The 24586-nt window shown below is 60.8% G+C and carries 23 protein-coding genes; 11 read left to right on the top strand and 12 right to left on the bottom strand.

Annotated features, from left to right (window positions below):
- Positions 1-252 precede the first annotated feature (252 nt).
- The 3 genes from JIO00_RS13675 (at position 253) to JIO00_RS13685 (ending at position 4707) form a co-directional block, all read left to right on the top strand.
- On the top strand, positions 253-954 hold the full coding sequence (locus JIO00_RS13675) for a response regulator transcription factor (protein WP_010459989.1): 702 nt from the start codon (positions 253-255) through the stop codon (positions 952-954).
- Positions 955-958: 4 nt separating this feature from the next.
- Positions 959-2272 carry an ATP-binding protein gene (locus JIO00_RS13680; RefSeq protein WP_102593763.1) on the top strand — a complete coding sequence of 438 codons (1314 nt, stop codon included), beginning with the start codon at positions 959-961 and terminating at the stop codon, positions 2270-2272.
- Between the two features lie 158 nt (positions 2273-2430).
- Positions 2431-4707 carry a hypothetical protein gene (locus JIO00_RS13685; RefSeq protein WP_200668477.1) on the top strand — a complete coding sequence of 759 codons (2277 nt, stop codon included), beginning with the start codon at positions 2431-2433 and terminating at the stop codon, positions 4705-4707.
- Between the two features lie 136 nt (positions 4708-4843).
- Here the strand turns inward: JIO00_RS13685 and pncA are convergent, their stop codons facing one another.
- From pncA to JIO00_RS13705, 4 genes are all read right to left on the bottom strand, one after another.
- A complete protein-coding gene (gene pncA / locus JIO00_RS13690) occupies positions 4844-5473 on the bottom strand; it encodes a bifunctional nicotinamidase/pyrazinamidase (protein ID WP_200668479.1) in 630 nt (209 codons plus the stop codon).
- A gap of 49 nt (positions 5474-5522) precedes the next feature.
- Positions 5523-6290 (bottom strand): anti-sigma factor family protein, encoded by a 768-nt coding sequence (locus JIO00_RS13695; protein ID WP_200668481.1) that lies wholly within the window; start codon positions 6288-6290, stop codon positions 5523-5525.
- Positions 6287-6772 carry an RNA polymerase sigma factor gene (locus JIO00_RS13700; protein ID WP_077748369.1) on the bottom strand — a complete coding sequence of 162 codons (486 nt, stop codon included), beginning with the start codon at positions 6770-6772 and terminating at the stop codon, positions 6287-6289. Before JIO00_RS13700 ends, JIO00_RS13695 begins: the two co-directional genes overlap by 4 nt.
- Positions 6773-6838: 66 nt before the next feature.
- A complete protein-coding gene (locus tag JIO00_RS13705) occupies positions 6839-7369 on the bottom strand; it encodes a tetratricopeptide repeat protein (RefSeq protein WP_083376824.1) in 531 nt (176 codons plus the stop codon).
- A 194-nt stretch (positions 7370-7563) separates the two neighbouring features.
- Here JIO00_RS13705 and JIO00_RS13710 point away from each other — a divergent pair, with 194 nt between their 5' ends.
- The 3 genes from JIO00_RS13710 to nudC all read left to right on the top strand — a co-directional run bounded on the left by JIO00_RS13710 (position 7564) and on the right by nudC (position 10192).
- On the top strand, positions 7564-8337 hold the full coding sequence (locus tag JIO00_RS13710; protein ID WP_200668483.1) for a class I SAM-dependent methyltransferase: 774 nt from the start codon (positions 7564-7566) through the stop codon (positions 8335-8337).
- A gap of 206 nt (positions 8338-8543) precedes the next feature.
- Entirely contained in the window at positions 8544-9356 is an 813-nt protein-coding gene (locus JIO00_RS13715; protein WP_200668485.1) for a crotonase/enoyl-CoA hydratase family protein, read from the top strand.
- 5 nt (positions 9357-9361) lie between these two features.
- On the top strand, positions 9362-10192 hold the full coding sequence (gene nudC / locus JIO00_RS13720; protein WP_169857798.1) for an NAD(+) diphosphatase: 831 nt from the start codon (positions 9362-9364) through the stop codon (positions 10190-10192).
- Here nudC and JIO00_RS13725 read toward each other — a convergent pair.
- The 3 genes from JIO00_RS13725 to JIO00_RS13735 all read right to left on the bottom strand — a co-directional run bounded on the left by JIO00_RS13725 (position 10160) and on the right by JIO00_RS13735 (position 12300).
- A complete protein-coding gene (locus JIO00_RS13725; protein ID WP_102593769.1) occupies positions 10160-10939 on the bottom strand; it encodes a TSUP family transporter in 780 nt (259 codons plus the stop codon). The two genes, nudC and JIO00_RS13725, sit on opposite strands and share 33 nt — an antisense overlap.
- A 264-nt stretch (positions 10940-11203) precedes the next feature.
- On the bottom strand, positions 11204-11680 hold the full coding sequence (locus JIO00_RS13730; protein WP_010460010.1) for a nuclear transport factor 2 family protein: 477 nt from the start codon (positions 11678-11680) through the stop codon (positions 11204-11206).
- Positions 11681-11736: 56 nt separating this feature from the next.
- The gene (locus JIO00_RS13735) at positions 11737-12300 is read right to left on the bottom strand and encodes a TetR/AcrR family transcriptional regulator (RefSeq protein ID WP_102593770.1); all 564 of its coding nucleotides are present in this window, start codon (positions 12298-12300) and stop codon (positions 11737-11739) included.
- Positions 12301-12536: 236 nt separating this feature from the next.
- On the opposite strand from JIO00_RS13735, the gene pssA reads away from it, so the two are divergent.
- On the top strand, positions 12537-13880 hold the full coding sequence (gene pssA, locus JIO00_RS13740; RefSeq protein WP_010460013.1) for a CDP-diacylglycerol--serine O-phosphatidyltransferase: 1344 nt from the start codon (positions 12537-12539) through the stop codon (positions 13878-13880).
- A 3-nt stretch (positions 13881-13883) separates the two neighbouring features.
- Here pssA and JIO00_RS13745 read toward each other — a convergent pair whose 3' ends face one another.
- The 5 genes from JIO00_RS13745 to efeU form a co-directional block, all read right to left on the bottom strand.
- Entirely contained in the window at positions 13884-15053 is a 1170-nt protein-coding gene (locus JIO00_RS13745) for an MFS transporter (RefSeq protein WP_145307271.1), read from the bottom strand.
- 161 nt (positions 15054-15214) lie between these two features.
- Positions 15215-16039, bottom strand: a complete 825-nt coding sequence (efeO, locus tag JIO00_RS13750; protein WP_200668487.1) for an iron uptake system protein EfeO — start codon at positions 16037-16039, stop codon at positions 15215-15217.
- Between the two features lie 24 nt (positions 16040-16063).
- The gene (gene efeB, locus JIO00_RS13755) at positions 16064-17362 is read right to left on the bottom strand and encodes an iron uptake transporter deferrochelatase/peroxidase subunit (RefSeq protein WP_200668489.1); all 1299 of its coding nucleotides are present in this window, start codon (positions 17360-17362) and stop codon (positions 16064-16066) included.
- An 18-nt stretch (positions 17363-17380) separates the two neighbouring features.
- A complete protein-coding gene (efeO, locus tag JIO00_RS13760) occupies positions 17381-18580 on the bottom strand; it encodes an iron uptake system protein EfeO (RefSeq protein ID WP_200668491.1) in 1200 nt (399 codons plus the stop codon).
- A gap of 8 nt (positions 18581-18588) precedes the next feature.
- The gene (gene efeU / locus JIO00_RS13765; RefSeq protein ID WP_200668493.1) at positions 18589-19428 is read right to left on the bottom strand and encodes an iron uptake transporter permease EfeU; all 840 of its coding nucleotides are present in this window, start codon (positions 19426-19428) and stop codon (positions 18589-18591) included.
- A gap of 290 nt (positions 19429-19718) precedes the next feature.
- On the opposite strand from efeU, the gene JIO00_RS13770 reads away from it, so the two are divergent.
- The 4 genes from JIO00_RS13770 (at position 19719) to JIO00_RS13785 (ending at position 24539) form a co-directional block, all read left to right on the top strand.
- Positions 19719-20735: an AraC family transcriptional regulator gene (locus JIO00_RS13770; protein ID WP_200668495.1), complete on the top strand. Its 1017-nt coding sequence runs from the start codon at positions 19719-19721 to the stop codon at positions 20733-20735.
- Between the two features lie 151 nt (positions 20736-20886).
- On the top strand, positions 20887-22545 hold the full coding sequence (locus JIO00_RS13775) for an AMP-binding protein (protein ID WP_145307258.1): 1659 nt from the start codon (positions 20887-20889) through the stop codon (positions 22543-22545).
- 20 nt (positions 22546-22565) lie between these two features.
- Positions 22566-23327, top strand: coding sequence for an SDR family NAD(P)-dependent oxidoreductase (locus JIO00_RS13780; RefSeq protein ID WP_200668497.1), 762 nt, complete (start codon positions 22566-22568; stop codon positions 23325-23327).
- A 12-nt stretch (positions 23328-23339) separates the two neighbouring features.
- Positions 23340-24539, top strand: coding sequence for an acetyl-CoA C-acyltransferase (locus JIO00_RS13785; RefSeq protein WP_200668499.1), 1200 nt, complete (start codon positions 23340-23342; stop codon positions 24537-24539).
- Positions 24540-24586: the final 47 nt, after the last annotated feature.

Below are 24586 nucleotides of genomic sequence, written 5' to 3' on the forward strand. Positions count from 1 at the left end.
GAGGAGAGTAGCGGTGAAGCTTTGTTGGTGCTGTGTGAAATTGTGTAAGGGTTTTGCTCGCGGGCGTGCGGGGGCGTATATCCTTGGCCGCTTGAAACTTTTTGCGCCTGTCAGGCCGCCTTCGCGGGCAAGCCTCGCTCCTACCGTTAATCGCATTCCCTCGTTGGAGCGAGTATGCGCATTTCCCTGTAGGAGCGAGGCTTGCCCGCGAAGAGGCCCCAAAGGTCGCCACTGCACTTTCTGGAAACACCCATGCCCAACATCCTCCTGGTCGAAGACGACACCGCGCTCTCCGAACTGATTGCCAGCTACCTGGAACGCAATGGCTATAGCGTCAGTGTGATCAGCCGTGGCGACCACGTGCGCGAGCGGGCGCGGGTCAATCCGCCGGACCTGGTCATCCTCGACCTGATGCTGCCCGGGCTCGATGGCCTGCAAGTCTGCCGCTTGCTGCGGGCGGATTCGGCCACGCTGCCGATCCTGATGCTCACCGCTCGCGACGACAGCCACGACCAGGTGCTGGGGCTGGAAATGGGCGCCGACGACTACGTCACCAAACCCTGCGAACCCCGCGTCTTGCTGGCCCGCGTGCGCACGCTGTTGCGCCGCAGCAGCCTCAGCGAACCGCAGACCGCCAACGACCGCATCCTCATGGGCAACTTGTGCATCGACTTGTCCGAGCGCACCGTGACTTGGCGCGATCAGCTGGTGGAGCTGTCCAGCGGTGAATACAACCTGCTGGTGGTGCTGGCCCGGCATGCCGGCGAAGTGCTGAGCCGCGACCAGATCCTGCAACGCCTGCGCGGCATCGAATTCAACGGCACCGACCGCTCGGTGGACGTGGCGATTTCCAAGTTGCGGCGCAAGTTCGACGACCACGCGGGCGAGGCGCGCAAGATCAAGACCGTGTGGGGCAAGGGCTACCTGTTCAGCCGTTCCGAGTGGGAATGCTGAGACGATGTTCAGGATCCTGTTTCGCCTCTATCTGGTGATGATCGTCTCGTACAGCGCGGCGATCTACCTGATGCCGGACTTGGTGATCAAGCTCTTCCATGAGCGGTTCGTCACCTACAACCTCGATTATTCGCGCGGGCTGCAAACCCTCATCGTCAAACAGTTCCATGCCGTGCCGGAAGCTCAATGGCCAGCGTTGGCGACTGAAATGGACAAGGAGTTTGCCCCGCTGCGCATCGTTCTGACCCGCCATGACGATCCCGACTTCACCCTCCAGGAGCGCCAGCGTTTGCAGCGTGGCGAGAACATCGTGCGCATCGGCGACTGGGGCTGGCGCACGCTCGCCGTGGCACCGCTGAATGAGCAGTCCGTTGTCGAAATGGTCGTACCGCCGGACCCGATGGACGTCAGCCTGTTGTACTGGAGCATCAACGTCCTGATCGGCGCGACCATGCTCGCCTGCCTGTTGCTGTGGCTGCGTCCGCACTGGCGCGATCTGGAACGGCTCAAAGGCACCGCCGAACGTTTCGGCAAGGGCCACCTCGGCGAACGCACACAGATCTCCTCGCACTCCAACATCGGCAGCCTGGCCACTGTCTTCGACACCATGGCCGGCGACATCGAAAACCTGCTCAACCAGCAACGCGACTTGCTCAACGCCGTGTCCCACGAACTGCGCACACCGCTGACGCGCCTGGACTTCGGCCTGGCCCTGGCGCTGTCCGACGACTTGCCGGCCGCCAGTCGCGAGCGGCTGCTGGGGCTGGTCGCGCACATACGGGAGCTGGATGAGCTGGTGCTGGAGTTGCTGTCCTACAGCCGACTGCAAAACCCGGCGCGTCTGCCGGAGCAGGTTGAAGTGTCGCTGGACGAGTTCATCGACAGCATTCTGGGCAGCGTCGATGAAGAACTGGAATCGCCGGACATCGTGATCGACGTGCTGCTGCATGGGCAACTTGAACGCTTCGTGCTGGACCCGCGACTGACGGCTCGCGCGATACAGAACCTGCTGCGCAATGCCATGCGCTATTGCGAAAAGCGTATTCAGATTGGCGTAAAGGTCTGTCCGAAAGGGTGTGAAATCTGGGTCGACGACGACGGCATCGGCATTCCCGACGATGAGCGCGAGAGGATTTTTGAACCGTTCTATCGACTGGATCGCAGCCGGGATCGGGCAACGGGCGGATTTGGCCTGGGGCTGGCGATCAGTCGTCGGGCGCTGGAAGCGCAGGGTGGCACGCTGACCGTTGAGGCATCGCCGCTCGGCGGAGCGCGATTCAAATTGTGGTTGCCGACGCCGGCCAGCACTTCGGCTTAAGGTCAGGCGCGTTTTCAGACTAAAGGTAGTCATTCAGGTTTTTAAGGTGCTGTACCTGTCAGATCTGACAGTAGCGGTCATCGGCCGGGCGGTGTTGAATAAAAAGGACGTGCTCTTTTCTATCCAGCCATCGCAGCCCGGCCTACAGGGACTTTCCCATGAATACGATGACCACATTCACCCTCGACAAACCCCTCATTCCGGGAATGAAAGAACCGATTCCGGGGCCGGACGGCGTCGACGCCGGGCTGCCACTGGCGTTGACTTACCTGTATCCGGAAGGGGTCAAAGTGTTCATCGAGCCTTCGTCCCTCGCGCAAGCCGGTGACACCTTCAAGTTGCAGCTCAACGGCGCAACGGTGGCCTCATTCCCCGTGATGGCGGGTGAAGAAGACAAGCGTGCGACTGTTTACGTGCAGACCCGGCACTGGACGGACGGGCTCAATACGCTCGATTGCTTGCTTGATCGCGCAGGCACCGAGATCGACGCTTCGGCGCCGTTGCGAGTGTTATTCCATGCGCAGCGCCCCGGCCTCGTGGATCAGTTTCCTGGCGAGGAAGGTCATTCGGAGCTATCGATTGAAGTCGAGTCAGAAGTGCTGGATCAAGGCGTGGACCCTGAGCGGGCGAGCGAAGGTGTTATCGTCACGCTGTCCTATCCGTTGATGAGGACGTTTGACCAGATTCGGCTCGATTGCAATTCCATTGTGCTCAACCACACGGTGACCCAGCCTGAAGTCGATCAGGGTTGGCTCGAGATGACGGTCGACGAAGCGACATTTGTTGCGGCTGGCGATAATCCGCGTTTTCGCATCAATTACACAGTGATCGATCGCGTAGGTAACGGGCCGGATGTCAACAGCCCGTACTCGGCCAGTCTGTATCTGTACGTCAACCTGAAGGGCACGTGGTATGACCCACCGATCGTCAGTGAAGACCCCGCCGATGCCGAAGACGATCCCGATACCATCGAGCTTGAAAAACTCGCGGGCAAACCGGCCACGGCACAGGTTTACGTGCCGCGCGGTTGGTTGAAAGACGACGAAATCCACCTCACTTGCCGCTTCCGCAGCGCCGACGGATCGGAACCGGAAGACGTGTTGACGCTCATTGAAACAATCAAGAATGTCCCTTTCATGTATTCGCTGTCCGTTCCATACGATCGATTCGCCCGAGTTGCGGGCGGGACTGCCGTGTTCAGTTACACCCGCATGAGTCAGGGCAATAGGCTTGATCGTTCCATTGCGTTGAAGGTCGACGTCAAAGGCAAGGCTGTCTCCTTGCTGCAACCGCCAACGCTGGTGGGGGCGGGCACTCCACTGGACCCACTGGACTTTGTTGATGGCGTGACCGCTCGTGTGGAATTTCTTGACGATGTTCCCGGTGATCAGGCCCGACTGTTGGCCGAAGGTACACCCGGTCTCGGCTCGCCGACGTTCGCCGCCATGGCCTTCAACAAAAATCATCGGGCGAACTTTCTGCTCAAGCCACAGATGTTGATGGCCAATCATGGTGCGGTCATGAGCCTGTCCTGGGTGTTGCTCCGCGATACTGCGGCACAAGCCAGCGATTCACTGGATGTGACGATCAATCGAATAAAAGACAAGGATCCGCGCCTGCCAAAGCCGTCGATCCCTCAAGCCCTCGGCAATAAGGTGCTGGATCTCGGCTCGTTTGCGGGCCCAGTGCAGGCGCAATGCGCGCCATGGCCCGGGATAGGACTTGGGCAATTGCGTTGGTTTCGCCTGCACGGTGTTGATGTAAATGGCAACGAGTACGTCATCCCTATCGCTCAGGGCGCACCTGTCACGAATGTGGAGATAGGCGGGCTGGACAACACGGTGCCACGGGATCTGCTGCTGAAGTTCAAGCCCGGAAGCCAGCTGCAAATGGTGTTGAAAGTGGGGTTCGACGGCAAGGACGATGAAAGCGCTGCCGTGGTGTTTGCCACACAGGAACTGACAGTATTGAACCTGCCCGCTCAGCCTCTGGAGGACTTTGACGGTGCGCCCACCCAAACGGTGCGGCACGGCGGTGTCATTGATCTGTCCAGCATGCGGATCACGTTCAAGTCGGGAGAAGGCGAGGTTGCCGTCACCCCCCGCACTGAAATTGGCGAATCGTTTCCGGGACAGGTAGAAAACCAGGTGCTGAGCATCGGTCGCGAGGCGTTTGGCACAGCGGCGGTGAACGTGGAATTGAAACTCAAGAACAGTTACTCACGGATCAGTTTCTGGCACGTCAGCTCCAATTACGACAACAGCACTGTGTCGTATTACACCGCCGCTGGAGCCTTGCTGGGCACACAGAAACTGGGGACATCATACGGTGGTCCGGTGAATGTTTCATTTGATGCACCGGGTATCGCTCGGCTGGATTTTCACTGCCCTACGCCGGACTGGTTCTCACTCGATAATTTCAGAGTGGCTGATTAGTGTGGGGCCGAAACGGAACAGACTTGGTTATCGGTGAGTGAGCGATTGCAATTTCCAGGTAGCGTCTGCCAAGCCTGCGAAACTGCGTTCGAGTCGTGGCGCACTCGATCGCAGTCCTTGTGGGCAGGTGCCGGGGTTAACCCGGCACTTGATCCGCTGAAACCAGATCAACGCCAGCCACCTGCATCCGCTCGATCGCAGCCGCCAACGATCCGTCCAGGTCAATCGCCCGGCACGCATCCAACACCACGAACACATTGAAACCCGCTGCCCGCGCATCCAGCGCCGAGAACATCACGCAGAAATCCAGCGCCAGTCCGACCAGGTAGAGCGTGTCGATGCCGCGTTCTTTCAAATAGCCGGCCAGGCCGGTGGTGGTCTTGCGATCCGCTTCCAGAAATGCCGAGTAACTGTCGATGTCCGGGTTGCAGCCCTTGCGGATGATCAGTTGCGCGTGGGGCAGGTTGAGATCCTTGTGTAACTCGGCCCCTGCCGTCGCCCGTACACAATGATCCGGCCACAGTGTTTGCGCGCCGTAAGGCAGCTCGATGACCTCGTAAGGTTCGCGATCGGGATGGCTGGACGCGAACGAGGCGTGGCCGGGCGGGTGCCAGTCCTGGGTAATGATGACCTGTTTGAACCGGTCGCCCAGGCGGTTGATCAAGGGCACGATCAAGTCTCCCTCGGGCACCGGCAGTTGCCCCCCGGGGATGAAGTCGTTCTGTACGTCGATGACCAGCAAGGCTGTGCGAGAAACGTTTGGCATGGGGAGGTTCCTCCTTGGAAAACAGACGCCAAGCATAGGGCAACTTCGCTCACGCGCTAAGTCGGCTACGCAACGATTTCGCCATGCCTTCCAGTTCCGCCGCCGGGTTATGCCCGATCAGCATCCACGCATGTTCCATGTCTGCCCAATACACCACATTCATCCTGTGCCGAATCTCATGGGAAAAATGCCGGCTACCACTGTTGGAGCGCTTGGCGCACAAGGCAATCGGACCATGTGCCGGGTCCAGATAAGTAATCTGCGCGATCGGCATGCCGTCGTATTCGAGGATCTGCGCGCGCTTCAATTCGGACCGTGGCAGGGCCAGTTTTGCAGGCGTCAGGTTCAGGCCCAGGCGCGCGTCGATGGTTCGCAGTTGCGCCCGTTGTGAGGCTTCGTCGACGGGCAAGTGTTCCAGGGTTTGTGGCACGTACAGCGACATATAGTCGGCGACCAGGCCCCGCCAGTTGCTTTTCTCCTGACTCAGTTGCCAGGCAAGGAACAATCGATCCGCCACCACGCCACTCACCACCAGGCCGGCCGCAGCCGCGAGGAATCGGCGTCGATTCAGGGCCGGACGTTCAGGCGAGGGCAAAGTGTCGAGCATCGACTGCAAGCGGTGGACAGGCGCCTGTTGGGTCAGTTCGTCATAAGCCTCTTTGAACGGCAGGTTGCTGCGGGCCAGCCATTGCAGGCGCAAGTTGAGTGTCGAGTCTTCGGCGACGGCCGCGTCGATGCGGGTGCGCTGGTCGGCATCGAGCTGATCGTCGAGGTACGCCACCAGTTCCTCGTCCGAAGGTGTCGCGCGCTCGTTCATCGACGTTCTCCCGTGAAAGGGTTCGGCACTGTGTGCAGTGGCGGATATTCAGCCAGTTTCACCCGTGCGGCGGCGAGGCGGCTCATGACGGTGCCGATGGGCACTTGCAGCACCTCGGCGACTTCGCGATACGACAGGCCTTCAACGTAAGCCAGGTACACCGTTTCACGCTGGGCCTCGGGCAGGGCGTCGACGCGGCGGATGACCTGGGCGGCGAGCACATGGGTCTGCGCCACGGATTCTCCGTCAACCGACAACTGGCTGTCGGCATCGACCAGGCCCTGACCCTGGCGCACCCGTCGGGAGCGCACTTCGTTGAGCCAGATCGAATGCAAAATGCTCAACAGCCAGCGGTCCATGCGGGTGCCAGGGACAAACTGCCCGGCACGCTCAAGTGCCCGAACGCAGGTGGCTTGCACCAGGTCTTCGGCCACATGCCGTTGCCGGGACAGCAGCAGGCCGTAACGCCATAAACGCGTCAAATGCTGGCCCAGTTCTGTTCGTATTGCCTGATCGCTGGCGATGGCGACCTCCGTCTGTTCGGTGTGTCAGGTTTTCGATGAATCATTGATCGCTTCGGCCAGGTCCTGATATTCCTCACACGTACTGCCACAGATCGATTTGATCTGCTGCAACTGCTCTTGCGCAAGGTCCAGCCGACCTTTGATCACGTAAGCCTCGCCGAGGTATTCACGCACTTGCGCATAGTGCGGGTCGAGTTTGACCGATTGCAGGTAATAACCGATGCCTTCGTCGGTACGCCCCAGTTTACGCGTGGCATAGCCGCGGTAGTTCAGAGCCTTGGCCGTATTTGGATTCTTGAGCGTATCGAGCAGGGCCAGGGCTTCTTCGTAGCGACCGTCCTTGGCCAGGCGGTAGGCGTAATCGGTGCGGTCAGCGTCCGGGACCAGGCTGCTGGTTTGCATGACGCACTTCTGCGATTTGGTGTCGAACACCTGGCCTTTGGGGCAGTTGGGTTTGGCCGGAGCGTCATCGTCGCCATCGGCCAGGGCCAGTGAACCGGACAACGCAACGGCGAGCAACAGCGGGGCGGTGAAAACAGCAAAACGGATAGTCATGGAAAATGCTCGGCGAGTTGATTCGATTGAGTGTAAACCACGCCCCGGCCGCAGGCGGCAGCCGCAGGGGCAATTCTCATGGGGCGTTGATTGGAGAACACCGCAGGGTGAACAATTATTCATTTCTTTGGCGGGGAAAGCTCAAATCGAGGCGCTATGCTCGACAGCATTCGTTGTTGTTCAGGAGCACTGCCATGAAAGATCAGGTCCATCATTCTGCGGCTGCGGGTTACAAAACCGGGGCCGATACGTATTTTCGCGGCCGCCCGGACTACCCGCCGCAAGTGGCCGAGTGGCTGAGCGAAACCCTGGGCTTGAACGCGGGCAAAACCGTGATCGATCTGGGCGCGGGCACCGGTAAATTCACTGGGCGCCTGGTCGCGACCGGCGCGCAGGTGATTGCCGTGGAACCGGTGCCGCAGATGCTTGAGAAGTTGTCCGACGCGTTCCCCGATGTGTTGGCGGTGAGCGGCACCGCGATGGATTTGCCGCTGCCGGATGCATCAGTGGACGTGGTGGTCTGCGCCCAGGCCTTTCACTGGTTTGCCAGCACTGAAGCGCTGACCGAAATCGCCCGGGTCCTCAAGCCCGGTGGCAGACTGGGCCTGGTGTGGAACCTGCGCGATACCAAGGTGAGTTGGGTGCCGAAACTGGATGCGATCGTCAACGCGCTGGAAGGCGATACGCCGCGCTACTACACGGGAGCCTGGCGTCAGGCCTTTCCTCATCCGGCGTTCGGGCCGTTGCAAGCCCAGTATTTCAGCCATGGGCACACGGGGGCGCCGGAAGATGTGATCTTCAATCGCGTGCGCTCCACCAGTTTTATTGCGGCGTTGCCCGAGGAGCAGCGGGAGAGGGTGGATGAACAGATGCGGGCGTTGATTGCCGGGGAGCCTGACTTGCGCGGCAAGGATGTGGTGACCGTACCTTATGAAACCGTGGCGTTTGTGGCGGTGAAGGGCAGTTAGATCGGCGGTGCTGCCTTCGCGGGCAAGCCTCGCTCCTACAAAGGCACCGTATGCCCGTAGGAGCGAGGCTTGCCCGCGAAGAGGTCAGATCAGACACTGGAGAACCCGAGGCAGTCCCGCTTTTGGCCGAACCACTGCCTTACTCCCCCACGCAATGCCTTGTTATAGTCCGGTCCTCATTTTTGCCCGGTAAAAGGATCACTGCCATGTCTCAGTACACCGCGTTCACCGTCGAACTGGCCGATAAAATCGCCCATGTGCAGATCAACCGCCCGGAAAAGATCAATTCGATGAACGCCGCGTTCTGGAGCGAGATCATCGAAATTTTCCAGTGGATCGATGACACCGATGAAGCCCGGGTTGTTGTACTCAGTGGCGCCGGCAAGCACTTTTCCTCCGGCATCGACCTGATGATGCTGGCCGGGGTGGCCAATGAACTGGGCAAGGACGTCGGCCGCAATGCGCGCCTGCTGCGCCGCAAGATCCTCGCTCTGCAAGCGTCGTTCAACGCCGTCGATAACTGCCGCAAGCCGGTGGTGGCGGCGATTCAGGGTTATTGCCTGGGCGGCGCCATCGACCTGATTGCCGCGTGCGACATGCGTTACGCCGCCGAGGACGCGCAATTTTCGATCAAGGAAATCGACATCGGCATGGCCGCCGACGTTGGCACTTTGCAACGTTTGCCGCGGATCATCGGTGACGGCATGCTGCGTGAACTGGCTTACACTGGTCGCACCTTTGGCGCCGAGGAAGCGCGCAACATCGGCCTGGTCAATCGCGTTTACAGCGACCAGGCCAGCCTGTTGGATGGTGTGATGGGCATTGCCCGGGAAATCGCCAGCAAGTCGCCGATCGCGGTCACCGGCACCAAAGAGATGATCAGCTACATGCGCGACCACCGCATCGACGACGGCCTCGAATACGTTGCCACCTGGAACGCCGCCATGCTGCAATCCACCGATTTGCGCGTGGCCATGGCTGCCCATATGAGCAAACAGAAACCCGAATTTCTGGACTGATTAAAATGACTTCACGCTGGACCACCGCAGTACTGGACACCGATCAACCTGGCGGCTGGGCCGTGGCTCGCAGCCCCGAAGGCTTTCTGTTCGACGACAATGGCGCGCTGTTCCCCCGCGAATGGCTCAAACGCCAGGACCTGTCGATCCTGGCCGAACATGGCATCGGTCACCTGGATGGCGAACCGGTCTACCTGCTGGAATTGCGCAGTCACAGCGACGTACCGGGCTGCAACTGGAAAGGCTTGCGGGCGTTCATGCTCGATGGCGATCACACGGTGTACAAGGTGCTTGGTTATGCCGCGCAGATCGGCACCTGGTACCGCGAGCATCGCTTTTGTGGCAATTGCGGTCAGGCGGCGACGCAAGTTCCTCGTGAGCGTGCGATGTACTGCGAACCGTGTGATTTACGCTATTACCCGCGCATCTCGCCGAGCATGATTGTGCTGGTGACCCGGGGCGACGAGGTGCTGTTGGCCCGTTCGCCACGTTTCGTGGCCGGGGTCTACAGCACGTTGGCGGGGTTTGCCGAGCCGGGCGAGTCAGCCGAGGACTGCCTGATTCGCGAAGTGCGCGAGGAGGTGCAGATCGAGGTCAAGAACATCCAGTACCTGGGCAGCCAGTGCTGGCCGTTCCCGCATTCGATGATGCTCGGCTTTCACGCCGAGTACGCCGGTGGCGAGATTGTCTGTCAGGAAGACGAGATTGAAGACGCCCAGTGGTTCAACGTTCATGAGTTGCCACCCTTGCCGGCGTCGCGCTCGATTGCCCGTTACCTCATCGACGTCTACGTGGCGCGGCGCTTAGGCCACGCTGAACCAGTGCTGCCAGGCTAGCCGCACGGTCAAGCCCAGCACCACGGTGATGAACACCGGGCGAATGAACTTCGCGCCGCCGCTGATGGCGGTGCGAGCCCCGAAGAACGCGCCGACCATCACCGACAGGCCCATGCTCAGGCCGATGATCCAGTCCACCTGCCCGGAAAACACGAACACCGACAGCGCCGCGATGTTGCTGACGAAGTTCATGCTGCGCGCCACGCCGCTGGCCTTCACCAGGTCGATGGGATACATCAGCAGACTGCTGACAGTCCAGAACGCGCCGGTTCCCGGACCGGCCACACCGTCGTAGAAACCGAGGCTGAAGCCTTGGGTCGATTGCCACTTTTTCTTGATCGGTGCGTCGCTGTCCAGCGGCGCTTTCGGTGTGCCGCCGAACAACAGGTACAGGCCACAGGCAAACACAATCACCGGCAGCATCTTGTTCAGCCATTCGGCGGGCAGGTAATGCGCGACCACGGCGCCGGTCAGTGCACCGACCAGCGTACCGACGATGGCGTGCACCCACTGCCGGGGATGGAACAGCTTGCGGCGATAGAAGGTAAAACTGGCGGTGGCGGAGCCGAAGGTCGAACTCAGCTTGTTGGTGCCCAGCACCAGGTGTGGCGGCAGGCCGGCGGTCAACAGCGCCGGGGTAGTCAGCAGACCGCCACCGCCGGCGATGGCGTCGATGAAACCGGCAATGAAGGCGACAATGGCCAGAATGGCCAGGGTGGTGAGGTCAACGCTGAGTTCAAAAGGCATGGAAATCGGCTTATTCGGCGGGGTGCAGCAAGGGGCTGCGGGGAAAGGCCGATATCTTACCTAGATCCAGACTTTGCGGCGACTGGTCTGGCCCTTTCGCGGGCAAGCCTCGCTCCTACAGGATTTATGTCGTCCGCCCGTTTTGTGATGACCACAATCCCGTAGGAGCGAGGCTTGCCCGCGAAGGCTGATTCACAGTCAACAAATAAGTGGCCTGTTACATCGCCTTCGCGGGCAAACCTCGTTCCTACAGGGGATCAGCGGTTACAGACCGAGGTCGGACAGGCTCGGATGATCATCCGGGCGGCGTCCCAGTGGCCAATGGAACTTGCGGTCGCTTTCCTTGATCGGCATGTCGTTGATGCAGGCAAACCGGTTGGCCATCAAACCGTTTTCATCGAACTCCCAGTTTTCGTTGCCGTAGGAACGGAACCAGTTACCCGAGTCGTCGTGCCATTCATAGGCATAACGTACGGCGATGCGGTTGCCGGTGAAGGCCCAGAGTTCCTTGATCAGGCGATAATCCAGTTCCTTGGCCCACTTGCGGGTCAGGAAACCTTTGGCTTCTTCGCGGTTGTAGGCGAACTCGGCGCGGTTACGCCACTTGGTGTCCAGGGTGTAGGCCAGCGACACGCGTTCCGGGTCGCGGGAGTTCCAGCCGTCTTCGGCCAGGCGAACTTTTTCGATGGCTGATTCACGAGTAAACGGCGGCAATGGCGGACGAACTTCGGCGTTAGACATATATAGTCTCCCTTTCAAGTTAGAGTTCGAGCAAGTTGTCAGGCTTGGTTCAAGTGTTACAGGTCCAATAACTTTCGCGCCATGCATTGCGCATTATCGGCGGCACTGTGATCACCCATCACAAGCGCTACGGTAATGGCGCCGTCGATCAGGATCAGCAGCTGTTTGGCCAGCGTCTCCGGGTCGTTAGCGCCATGTTCGGTGCAGAGCTCGCACACGTAGTCGAGCAGCTTTTGTTTGTGGTCTTTGGCGACCAGGCGAACCGGGTCTGACGGGTCGCCGGTTTCACCACTGGTATTGATGAACGCACAGCCACGGAAGCCTTCAGAGGCGAACCAGGCCTTGAGCACGGTAAACAGGTTGAGCAGGCGGTCGGCCGGGGTTTCAGCCTGGTCGACTTCACTTCTGTACCAGTGCATCCAGCGCGCGTCGCGGCGTTGCAGGGCGGCGACGGTCAGCTCCTCCTTGTTGGCGAAGTAGCGGTAGATACTTTTTCTGGAGACGCCGGCGGTTTTCACCAGAAGATCCATGCCAGTGGCGGCGATGCCACTTTTATAGATCAACTTTTCGGTGACATCCAGAATGATGTCGCGTGTGTCGTTGCTTGTGATTTCGTTCATGTGGCGAACAGTAGAACGATCGTTCTCCTTGGTCAACAGGTTTTTAGAAAGATCGTTCCCGCGCTCTGCGTGGGAATGCATCCCGTGACGTTCCGCGTCACATTTCGAAGCGGACGCAGAGCGTCCATGGCGGCATTCCCACGCAGAGCGTGGGAACGATCGGTGCCGTGGGAAGACCCAAGCGGATCCATGGTGTAAGCTCTCGGACTCTTCGGAATTGACCCTTTGCGAGCCCTATGCCGTCGCTTTTCAAACGCTCTCTGCTGCCTAAGCTGCGCAGTTTTCCGCTGACCGCCGATGCCGTCACCATTCTTTCCGGCGCTGCCGAGTTCCGGCGTTGCCTGCTGGAAAAAATCGCCAGTGCCACCCAACGCATCTATATCGTTGCGCTGTACTTGCAACAGGACGAGGCCGGTCAGGAAATCCTTGATGCCTTGCACGCCGCCAAACTGAAGCGTCCGGAACTGGACGTGGTCGTGGTGGTTGACTGGCTGCGCGCTCAGCGCGGCTTGATCGGTGCCGGCAAACAGCCGGGCAACTCGGCCTGGTACCAGGAAGCGACGCGCACCCACGAAAGTGTTGTGCCGGTGTACGGCGTGCCGGTGCAGACTCGCGAGTTGTTCGGCGTGCTGCATTTGAAAGGCTTTGTGATCGATGACTGCGTGATCTACAGCGGCGCGAGCCTGAACAACGTTTACCTGCACAAGTTCGACAAGTACCGCTACGACCGTTATCACCTGCTGCAGAACCACGCGCTGGCTGATTCCATGCAGCACTTGATCCAGCACGGTCTGATCGCTTCCAAAGCGGTGCATCGCCTCGACCTGCCGAACCTGCCGACCACCCGCAGCCTGCGCAACGACATTGGCGATTTGCGCAGCCGCCTCAAGCACGCGGCGTACGACACCACGGCCGGCAGTACGGCGAAGGGCGGTTTGTCGGTGAGTCCGCTGCTCGGTGTGGGCAAGAACAACCCGTTGAGCCGAGTGATTTGCGAGTTGATCGCCAGCGCTCAGCATCAGTTGACCATCTGCACACCGTATTTCAACCTGCCATTGGCGGTGACCCGGGAAATCAACCGGGCTCTGGGGCGCGGCGTGAAAATCGACATCGTGGTCGGCGACAAGACCGCCAACGACTTCTTCATCCCGCCGAGCGAGCCGTTCAAGGTGATCGCCGCGTTGCCGTATCTTTACGAGATCAGCCTGCGGCGCTTTGCCAAACGCCATCAACACAGCATCGACAGCGGCAAGTTGAACCTGCATTTGTGGAAGGACGGCGACAACACCTATCACCTCAAAGGCATGTGGATCGACAAGCGCTACACCTTGCTGACCGGTAATAACCTCAACCCACGGGCGTTCCGCCTCGACCTTGAGAACGCGTTGCTGATCGATGACCCGAAAGGCGAATTGCTGGAGCCGCGCAGTAAAGAACTGGGCGAGATTTTCCACAACACCACGCGCATCCAGCGATATCAGGATCTGGAAACGCTGCTGGAATACCCGGCGGCGGTGGCCAAGTTCCTCAAGCGTGTCAGTCGGGTGCGGATCGAGCGGTTGCTCTATCGGATTTTGTAACCCTCAGTGCTGCCGCGTCTGTGGCCACAACGCCACCAGCAGCAACAGCGCAGCGGCAACCAGGTAGGGAAGGCGCGGATCGACGTCGTAGATCAACGTCGCCGCCAGCGGTCCGATTACCACGCCAAAGCCTTGCGCGGCACCAATGGAGCCGGCGGTGGCGCCTTGTTCCGAGGCGTCGACCGCGTTGGCCGCCAGTGCGGCGAACGACGGAAAGATCAGCCCCATCCCACCCGCCGACACGAAAAAACACAGCCATAAACCCCACGCAGCATCCGCCAGGATGCTGCCGGCAAAGCCCACGGCCGCCACCAGTGCGCCCGCGCGGATGAGCCGCAGCGGCGGCCATTCAAGCCGGCGCACCAGCAGTTGCGAACAGATCAGCGCGAAACCGACCATGGTCAAGGCGATGCCCGCGGTTTGCGCGGCATCGGCCGGGTTCATGCCGAGTCGGTCGAGGGCGAAGAAGCCGACGGTGATCTGCGCAATCGACACACAGAGCATCGCCACAAACGCGACGGCCATTGGGCGACGCAGTCGTGGATCGTTCAGATGAACCTTGCGCGGCGCTTGCCGCAGGTGCAGTTCCTGACCCTTGAGTTTGTAGTGCAGCACCACAAACGCCAGTAACGGCAGGATCGCCATGGCATAGAACGGCAGGCTCAGACTGAAGCGCGACAACAACGCCGCAATCGCCGGGCCGATCACCAGCCCGCAGGCGTTGGCCGCGCCCAGGGCCGCCATGGCTTTGGCGCGGTGTTGCGGCTCGATGTTGTCGGCGATCAGCGCGTTGCCGCCCACCGGAATCGCGGCATAGAACACGCCGATCAGGCCGCGTCCGATCATCAACCCGATAAACCCCAACAGCGCCGACGGCAGAAAACGCAACGAGGCATCGATGAACAGGCACAAGGCCCAGTAGGCGAGGGTGAAGCCGGCTGTGGCGATCAACAGAATCCGTCGCCGGCCATAGCGATCACTGGCCCGGCCCCAGGGGCGGGCGAGCAACATCCAGATCACCCCGGACACCGTCACCGCCGCGCCGGCCTGCCAGGTGGCCAGGCCCAACACCCGGGCGATCGGTCCGATCAGGGAGACGAACGCCATCATCGACATGGAACAGGCCATGTTGGCGACCATGAGTGGGCGCAGGTCGAAGGCAGGGGTGGTCATGGTGAGTCTTCCGTGAGCTTTTATTCTTGGCGGGGGATGTTAGCGCGGGTTATGTGCAAGGCAGGAGGAATATCGGTGAGCGTGATAATGCCTTCGCGGGCAAGCCTCGCTGCAGGAGCGAGGCTTGGCCGCGAAAAGGCCCGCCAAAACGCTACAAAAAATCAGTTCAAACCCAATTTCCCACGCAATGTGGAAAGGTCTTCAGCCAACGTATTCACCGGCCCAACCAACGCCTTGCGGTCGTTCTCTTTCACCTTGTCATATGTCTCGAACCCACCATCCCCGGTTTTGTACTTCGCCAGAATCTTGTTCACGCTGGCAAAGTTCTTGTCGACCTTGGCAATAAACGCCGCGTCCTGCTTTTCGATCTGCGGACGGAACAGGTCGACGATTTTCTTCGCGCCGTCGATGTTGCCCTGGAAGTCATACAGGTCAGTGTGGCTGTAGCGGTCTTCTTCACCGGAGATCTTGGTGGCCGCCACTTCTTCAAGCAAGGCAGCGGCGCCGCCCACCACTTTCTCGGGCGGGAAGGTCAGGCTGGCGACGCGGGTTTGCAGGTCTTTGACGTCTTTGTTCAAGCCATCGGCCAGTTGATCGAGACCCTGGGTGCTGTTTTGCGAGAACAGCGAATATTCAATGCGGTGGAAACCGGTGAAATCTTCGGCCTTCACGCCTTTTTCGTGGTCATCAACGCGTGAGTCGATGGACGCATCGAGGTCGCTGAACAGCTCGGCAATCGGCTCGATCGATTCGTAGAAAACCCGGGTCGGTGCGTACAGTTTCCTGGCGGTGGCCAAGTCGCCTTTTTTCACTGCATCGGTGAACTGCTGTGTGTGGCTGGCCAGCTCATCCAGTTGCTCGGTGACATAGATTTTGTAATCCGAAATCGGCTGCACCAGCTCCAGCGGCGCCGTCGTCGCGAAAGCCGACAGCGGGGTATTGAGCAAGCCTAGGGTCAGCAATAACGCGAGGGGCGACTTTTTCATGGGACGGTTCCGTGTGGGGGTTGTTCAGGTGTTTGTTTTGGGTGAGGTAGCGTCAAGCAGCGAGCGACCGATGAAGTCCTGGTCGCCCGTCACACCCGGCAGGGTGAAGAAGTAACCGCCGCCGACCGGCTTGAGGTATTCCTCCAGCGGCTCGCCGTTGAGTCGGGTCTGGACGGTGATAAAACCTTTGTCCAGATCGGCCTGGTAGCAGATGAACAACAAACCCATGTCCAACTGGCCGTTCTTGTTCACGCCGTTGGAGTAGTTGAACGGCCGGCGCAGGATCAGGTTGACCTGGGTCGCAGCAGTGCGCGGGTTGGCCAGGCGGATATGCGCGTCGAGTTTGGTCAGTTTGCCTTGCGGGTCCTTGGCGTAGTCCGGAACTTCAGTTTCATGGGCGCCGCCCATGGGCGCGCCGGTGGCTTTTATGCGGCCGAGAATGCTTTCCTGTTCCTGCAAGGGCGTGCGGTCCCAGCGCTCGACGAAGTTGCGGATGATCCGCACCGCCTGATAGCTGCCATTGGCGGCCCACGCCGGTTCGTCGCTGCCCGGTTGCACCCAGACGAGGCTGTCCATGGCCTTGGCGTCGTTGGAGTCCGGGTTCGCCGAGCCGTCGCGAAAACCGAGGAAATTGCGTGCGCTCTGCGCCGGCACACCGGGTTTCGCCGGGGCCTGGGGCGGCACGCTGCCTTCCTGTTTCCAGCGCACCAGCAGCAGGTCCGGCAGGTTTTTCACAATGTCGCGCAGGGCGTGGATGTTGGTGTCGGTGGTGTTGGCGCAAAACTGCAGACTCAGGTCGCCGTGGCAGCAATCGGCGTCCAGAGCATCGTTAGGAAAACCGACCATGCGGCTCAACCGTTTGGGCTTGGCCGCGGCCAGGCCGAAGCGCTCGTCGAACAGCGACTCGCCCACCGATACGGTGATGGTCAGGTTGTCCGGCGTGACCACCGGGCCGAGGATGCCCGAATCCATCGGCGGCAGTTTCGGATCGACTTGCGCCACCGGTCCGCCCTGCATCAGGAACGCGATGCGCTCGTTGAGGGTGCGGAATAGCCGTTCCAGGTCCTCGCGATCACTGGCCAGCACATCAAACGACACCAGCATGCCGGACGCCGGGCGCGGAGTGACGATGCCGGTCTGGTGCTTGCCGTGGAACGCGTGGCGGTCTTCGGTCTTGTCGCTGCTTGGTGCTTCGGTGACTTGCGCGGGGCTTGCGGCCATCGCCGGGCAGCTCAGTGCGGAGCCTGCCAGCGCAACACCCGCAGCGCCCATGCCCATCAATACACGGCGACGCTGGAGGTTGAAGTGTTCTGAATCGTTCATCGGTTTTGAGTCTTCTGCTTAAAGGCCGGAAAGGCCGAGGGCGGGATCGATTCCATCGAGTGCGTCGGCCAGCGCCTTGGCCTTGTCGGCGATCTGTTTACGCTGCGCGGCACTCACCGTGTCGTAGCTCGCGTAGCCGTCCTGGACCTTCAACCCATTGAGTTCGGCATCGAGGGCGGTGATCGCGCTGTCGATCTTCGGCAGCAACTCGACGGCGGACGTGGTCAGCAACGGGCGCAACAGGTCGACGACTTTGCGCGCAGCAAAGAGGTTGGCGGCAAAACCGTTCAGGTCGGTGTGGCTGTAGCGTTCTTCTTCACCGCTGCTGGCACGCACATCGGCGAGGCTGTGCAGATTGCGCACGACAATGCTCACCAACTGCTCCGGTGGCAGCGATTGCGCGAGCAGTTGCTGTTTGAGCGTGGCGACGTCGCTGTTCAAGCGCTGGGCAACCGGTGCCAGACCGTCGAGGTTGCGTTGCTGAAACAGCGCGTACTCGATGCGGTGGAAACCGCTGAAGGCTGGATCCTGTTCGCGTTTCTCGAAGTAATCGGCGCGGGCATTGATGGCGTTGTCCAGTTCAGCCAGACGCTGGGCGGCGGGGGCGATCCGTTGATAAGCGGCGCGGGCGGGCACATACAGCGCTTGTGCCTGGCTCAGGTCGCCAGCGGCGATTGCTTGCTCAAGGGCGGCGACGGCTTTGATCAGCGCGTTGCTTTGACTGCTCAGGTACACACGGAATTCAGACAACGGCCCTACGAAGGCGACCATCGACGGCTTGGCCTTGGCGGCCGCGTCGGAGGCGGCAGTCGGAGTCACGTGCAAGGTGCCTCGCGGGTTGCTCAGCAATCCGCAGGTGATCGCATAGTCGCCGGGTAGCAGGTTGGCATTGATCACCTGGCTCAGGCCCGGCGCGATGTTTTCCCGTTCTTCGACCACCAGCACGCCGTCAAGGATCTCCCATTCCACCGCCCGATCCGAGCGATTGACGATGCGGAAGCTGGCGCGACCCGCCGGAACGGCAAGCGCATTCGGCTCGCAGCTGTGCGGGTGAATGGTCACCAGCACTTCGTCATGGTTAACCTGGCGCTTGGCCGCCGCCATTTTCGAGGCGTAGTAGAACAGGCCGCCGGCGGCGATCATCACGATTACCGAACCGGCCACCGCCCAGCGCAAGGCGCGGGGAGGCGAGGCCTGGGGAGGGGCTTGATTTGGCATGGGTGCCCTTATTGGCTGGAAACGGAAGAAGGTTGTTCAGCGGGTGCCGGGGCTGGGATGAAGAACATCACCAGCGCCACTACCAGGTAAATCAGATAGGCCCCGAGGGTGCTGACCGTCGGCGCGTCCTGGTAACCGAACATGCCGGCCAGCACCGATCCCACCGGGCCGTCCATCGGCAGCGTCGCACTGAAGTCCAAGAGCACGGTTTGCAGGTGATTCCAGACTCCGGCTTCATGCAGCGCCTGCACCGAGTTGGCGAGAATGCCCGCCGCCACCACCAGGATGAACAAGCCGGTCCAGCGGAAGAACGCGCCGAGGTTCAGGCGCATGCTGCCGGTGTAGATCAGGAAGCCGACGATGATCGCCAGGATCAGGCCGAGGAGGGCGCCGATCGGTGCCGCCGGGCCTTCGCTCTGCTGGAACACCGCGAGCAGGAAGAACACCGTCTCCAGGCCTTCCCGGGCCACGGCGAAAAACACCATGGCGATCAGTGCCGTGACCTGGTGTTTGGAGCCGGTCAGCGCGTGGTCGAGGGAGACGTGCAGCGAGTGCTTGATCGAACGCGCCACTTTGCGCATCCAGAAGACCATGGAGCTGAGAATGCCGACAGCCACCAGGCCGACCACACCTTCAAACAACTCCTGTTGTTTCTGCGGGAATTCGGCGCTCACCAGCTCCAGACCACCGCCCACCAGCAAGGCCAGCGCAACGGCAAGGAAAACGCCGATCCACACGGCGGGCATCCACTGGCCACGGCCGGTCTGCTTAAGGTAGCTGGCGATGATGCCAACGATCAACGCGGCTTCAATGCCTTCGCGCAGCATGATCAGAAAAGGAACAAGCATTCAGCACCGTCGTGGAATTAGATAGGGTGCTAAGTTGTAACATAATGACACTCATTCCCAAATGGCATTCATTGGCATTTACCTGAACCTAACCTGAACAACTCTAAAGATCACACCCCCCCTTGTAGGAGCGAGGCTTGCCCGCGAAGAACGATCACTCGGTATCAGGGCAAGACCGAGTCGCCTGCTTCGCGGGCAAGTCGGATCGCCGCACCGCTCGCTCCTACAGGATTGGGTCGCTGTGCGCTAAGATGCCGGCACTCAAACAAGATCAAGGCCCACCTCGCTCAATGTCGGAAAAAGACACCATCGCCATCCAACTGGTGCGTGAAGCCCTGTTGCAAAGCTGCGCCCCCGGAGCCGCCACCGACGAGGTATTGAACAAGGTCGGCATTGATCCGCAGCTGCTGCAAACCAGTGATGCCCGCGTTCCGGCGACGGCGTATGCACGGCTTTGGCGCTTGCTGGCCCGGCGCGGGGACGATGAATTTTTTGGCATGGACCCGCGCAAGCTCAAATCCGGCAGCCTTGAGTTTCTCTGCCGCAGCTCGATGATCCAGCCGAGCCTGGCAGCCGGCCTGACCTCAGGCCTGAGTTTCCTGTCGTTGATGCTCGAACGCATGCCGGCGCAGCTGGTTCGTCAGCAAAGCCTGGCGGAGATCGTCTTGCTGGAAGATGAGCTGGACCCGCGCCGGGCCTTTACCTATTTCACCTACTGGATGATCGTGCACGGCGTTGCCTGTTGGCTGGCGGGGCGGCGGATACCGATTCTGGCCATTGAATTACGTTGCCCGGCGCCGGATTTCTGCGATGACTATCAGGTGATGTTCTCCGAGAACCTGCGATTCGACCGGCCCCGCACGCGGATGATTTTCTCGGCGGATTGCCTGGACCTGCCGATCAAGCGCAGCCCGGAAGAACTCAAGCGCTTCCTGGCCCATGCGCCAGCGAATATTCTGGTCAAGTACCGCGACCCGGAGAGCCTGGCGAGCCGGATCAAGCATGATCTACGCCAGTTGCCCGCCGATCACTGGCCGGAGACCGAGCCTCTGGCGCAGCAACTGTGCATGTCGGCCTCGACCTTGCGCCGGCGCCTGGCGGAGGAAGGGCAGACCTATCAAGGGCTCAAGGACAGCGTGCGCAAGGAATTGGCCATTGTCTGGCTGGCTGAGCCGAGTATCAGCTTTGCCGAGATCGCCACGCGGCTGGGGTTTGCGGATGCGAGTTCGTTCTACAAGGCGTTTCGCAAGTGGTCGGGGTCCAATCCTGGGCATTATCGGAGTTTGATCCTCAACGAAGCGAGCTAGATACCGATCATTCCCACGCATTGGCTACCTTGGCCAAACCAGTCAGACAACTTGATAGCTTTGACCATTGCCCCGAGCCCCGCGTGGGGTGAGTATTTCTGTGGTTTTTACGGTTCCCCCAACCTAATAAAAATACACAGGGATTCTGGCAATGCGCGATTACTTGTCTGCCACGTCACAGTTCAATTATCAGCACACCGTCGACGCCGCCCTGGCCGGCGATCTGACTGCCCTAAACGCCTGCGTCGAGTGTTGCGACCGGCATGCCTTGCCGGGGCGTATTGCGCTGTTCTGGGAAGGCCGCGACGGCGCCAGCGCCACGTACACCTTCAAGGACTTGCAGGACAAAGCCGCGCGCTTTGCCAACTTCCTTCTGGCCCAGGGCGTGAAAAAAGGCGACAAGGTCGCCGGCCTGCTGCCACGTAATATCGAATTGCTGATCACCGTCTTCGCCACCTGGCGCATCGGCGCGGTCTATCAGCCTTTGTTTACCGCCTTCGGCCCGAAAGCCATCGAACACCGACTCAGCTGCTCCGGCGCCAAAGTGGTGGTGACCGATGCGGTCAATCGCCCCAAACTCATTGAAGTCGCCGACTGCCCGACCATCGTTACCGTCGGCGGTGCGAAAGGCCAAGGCATCGTCCGTGGCGATTACAGCTTCTGGGCCGAACTGGCCAATTATTCCCCCGAGTGCGAACCGGTGTTGCTGACCGGCGAAGACCCGTTCCTGCTGATGTTCACCTCGGGCACCACCGGCCCGTCGAAAGCCCTGTCGGTGCCGCTCAAAGCCATTGTCGCTTTCCAGAGCTACACCCGCGACGCCGTGGACCTGCGCCCCGAAGACGCGTTCTGGAACGTCGCCGATCCGGGCTGGGCCTACGGCATCTATTTCGGCGTCACCGGTCCCATGGCGATGGGGCATCCGATCACCTTTTACGATGGCCCGTTCACCCTCGAAAGCACCTGCCGGGTGATCAATAAATACGGGATCACCAACCTCACCGGGTCACCGACGGCCTATCGCTTGCTGATTGCCGGTGGCGACGAGTTCGCCAAGTCGATCAAGGGCAAACTGCGCATTGTCAGCAGCGCCGGTGAGCCACTGAACCCGGAAGTGATCCGTTGGTTCGCCGACAACCTCGGGGTGGTCATTCATGACCATTACGGCCAGACCGAACTGGGCATGGTCCTGTGCAATCACCATGGCCTGGAGCACCCGATCCACATGGGCGCCGCCGGGTTTGCCTCGCCGGGCCACCGCATCGTGGTGCTCGACGACGAATACAAGGAGCTCGGCGTCGGCCAGCCCGGCATCCTCGCCATCGACCGTACCCAGTCGCCGATGTGCTGGTTCGCCGGTTACGAAGGCGCGCCAACCAAGGCCTTCGTTGGCAACTACTACCTGAGTGGCGACACCGTCGAGTGGAACCCGGACGGCAGCATCAGCTTCGTCGGGCGCAGCGATGACGTGATCACCACTTCCGGCTACCGCGTCGGCCCGTTCGATGTGGAAAGTGCATTGATCGAACACCCGTCAGTGATCGAAGCCGCCGTCGTCGGAAAACCCGATCCGGAGCGCACCGAACTGGTCAAAGCCTTCGTCGTGATTTGCGAGCAATACCGCCCGACGCCGGAGCTGGCCGAAGAACTGCGCCAACACGTGCGCAAGCGTCTGGCCGCGCATTCGTACCCGCGTGAAATCGAATTTGTCAGCGAGTTGCCGAAAACCCCAAGCGGCAAATTGCAGCGCTTTATCTTGCGCAACCAGGAAATCGCCAAGGCTCAAGAGGCTGCGGCGAAGAACGTTTAGCTTGAATCAAGGACACAATGATGCAGATCGAAAACAAGGTTTTTCTCGTCACCGGCGGTGCCTCGGGCCTCGGTGCGGCCACCGCTGAAATGCTGGTCGCGGCTGGCGCCAAAGTGATGCTGGTGGACATGAACGCCGAGGCGGTCGCGGCCGAGGCGCAACGTCTCGGCGCGCAAAGCGTAGTGGCCGACATCAGCGACGAAGCCGCTGCCGAAGCCGCTGTGCAGGCGACGGTGAAAGCCTTCGGCGGTCTCAACGGTCTGGTCAATTGCGCCGGCATCGTGCGTGGCGAGAAGATCCTCGGCAAGACCGGCCCGCACGCGCTGGCCAGTTTCAGCCAGGTGATCAACGTCAACCTGATCGGCAGCTTCAATATGCTGCGCCTGGCTTCGGCGGCCATCGCCGAAACCGAAGCGGATGCCGACGGCGAACGCGGCGTGATCATCAACACCGCCTCAGCCGCGGCTTACGATGGCCAGATCGGCCAGGCCGCTTATGCAGCGTCCAAAGGCGCGATCGTCAGCCTGACCTTGCCCGCCGCCCGTGAACTGGCGCGCTTCGGCATCCGCGTGATGACCATCGCCCCCGGCATTTTCGAAACCCCGATGATGGCCGGCATGACCCCGGAAGTCCGCGCGTCCCTGGCGGCTGGTGTGCCATTTCCGCCGCGTCTGGGCAAACCGGGCGAGTATGCTGCGCTGGTCAGGCATATCATTGAAAACAGCATGCTCAATGGCGAGGTGATCCGTCTCGACGGTGCCTTGCGCATGGCCGCTAAATAAGGAGGATTTGTCATGACTATTGCCAACGATCCCATCGTTATCGTCAGCGCCGTCCGCACCCCGATGGGCGGTTTCCAGGGCGACCTGAAAAGCCTGACCGCGCCGCAACTGGGGGCTGCCGCGATCCGCGCTGCCGTCGAACGCGCGGGTATCAAACCTGAATCCGTAGAAGAAGTGCTGTTTGGCTGCGTACTGCCCGCCGGGCTCGGTCAGGCACCGGCGCGGCAAGCTGCATTGGGCGCGGGGCTGGATAAATCGACCCGCTGCACCACCTTGAACAAGATGTGCGGCTCGGGCATGGAAGCAGCGATTCTGGCCCACGACATGCTCGTTGCCGGCAGCGCCGACGTGGTCGTCGCGGGCGGCATGGAAAGCATGTCCAACGCACCGTACCTGCTGGACCGCGCTCGCAGCGGTTACCGCATGGGCCATGGCCGCGTGCTCGATTCCATGTTCCTCGACGGTCTGGAAGACGCCTACGACAAGGGCCGCCTGATGGGCACCTTCGCCGAGGATTGCGCCGAAACCAACGGTTTCAGCCGCGAAGCCCAGGACGCGTTCGCCATTGCCTCGACCACCCGCGCGCAGCAGGCGATCAAGGACGGCAGCTTCAAGGACGAGATCGTGCCGATTACCGTGACTGTCGGAAAAGAGCAGGTGCTGATCAGCAACGACGAACAACCACCGAAAGCCAAGCTGGACAAGATCACTTCGCTGAAACCGGCATTCCGCGAAGGCGGCACGGTGACCGCGGCCAACTCCAGTTCGATTTCCGACGGTGCGGCGGCGCTGGTGCTGATGCGCCGGTCCGAAGCACAGAAACAAGGTCTGAAACCGCTGGCAGTGATTCACGGCCATGCTGCATTTGCCGATACCCCGGGCCTGTTCCCGGTGGCACCGGTGGGCGCGATCAAGAAGCTGCTGAAGAAAACCGGCTGGTCCGTGGACGACGTCGAGCTGTTCGAAGTCAACGAAGCATTCGCGGTGGTCAGTCTGGTGACCATGACCAAACTGGAAATCCCCCACGAGAAGATCAACGTGCACGGCGGCGCCTGCGCCCTGGGCCACCCGATTGGTGCGTCTGGCGCGCGGATTCTCGTGACCTTGCTCTCGGCCCTGCGCCAGAAAGGCCTGAAACGCGGCGTTGCAGCGATCTGCATCGGCGGCGGTGAAGCCACGGCCATGGCTGTGGAATGCCTTTACCAAGGTTGACGCAATTCCCACTGTAGGAGCGAGCCTGCTCGAGAATGCGGTGTGTC

Origin of the sequence: Pseudomonas sp. SW-3, assembly GCF_016615645.1 — a bacterium.
GTDB classification, from domain to species: Bacteria; Pseudomonadota; Gammaproteobacteria; order Pseudomonadales; family Pseudomonadaceae; genus Aquipseudomonas; species Aquipseudomonas mandelii.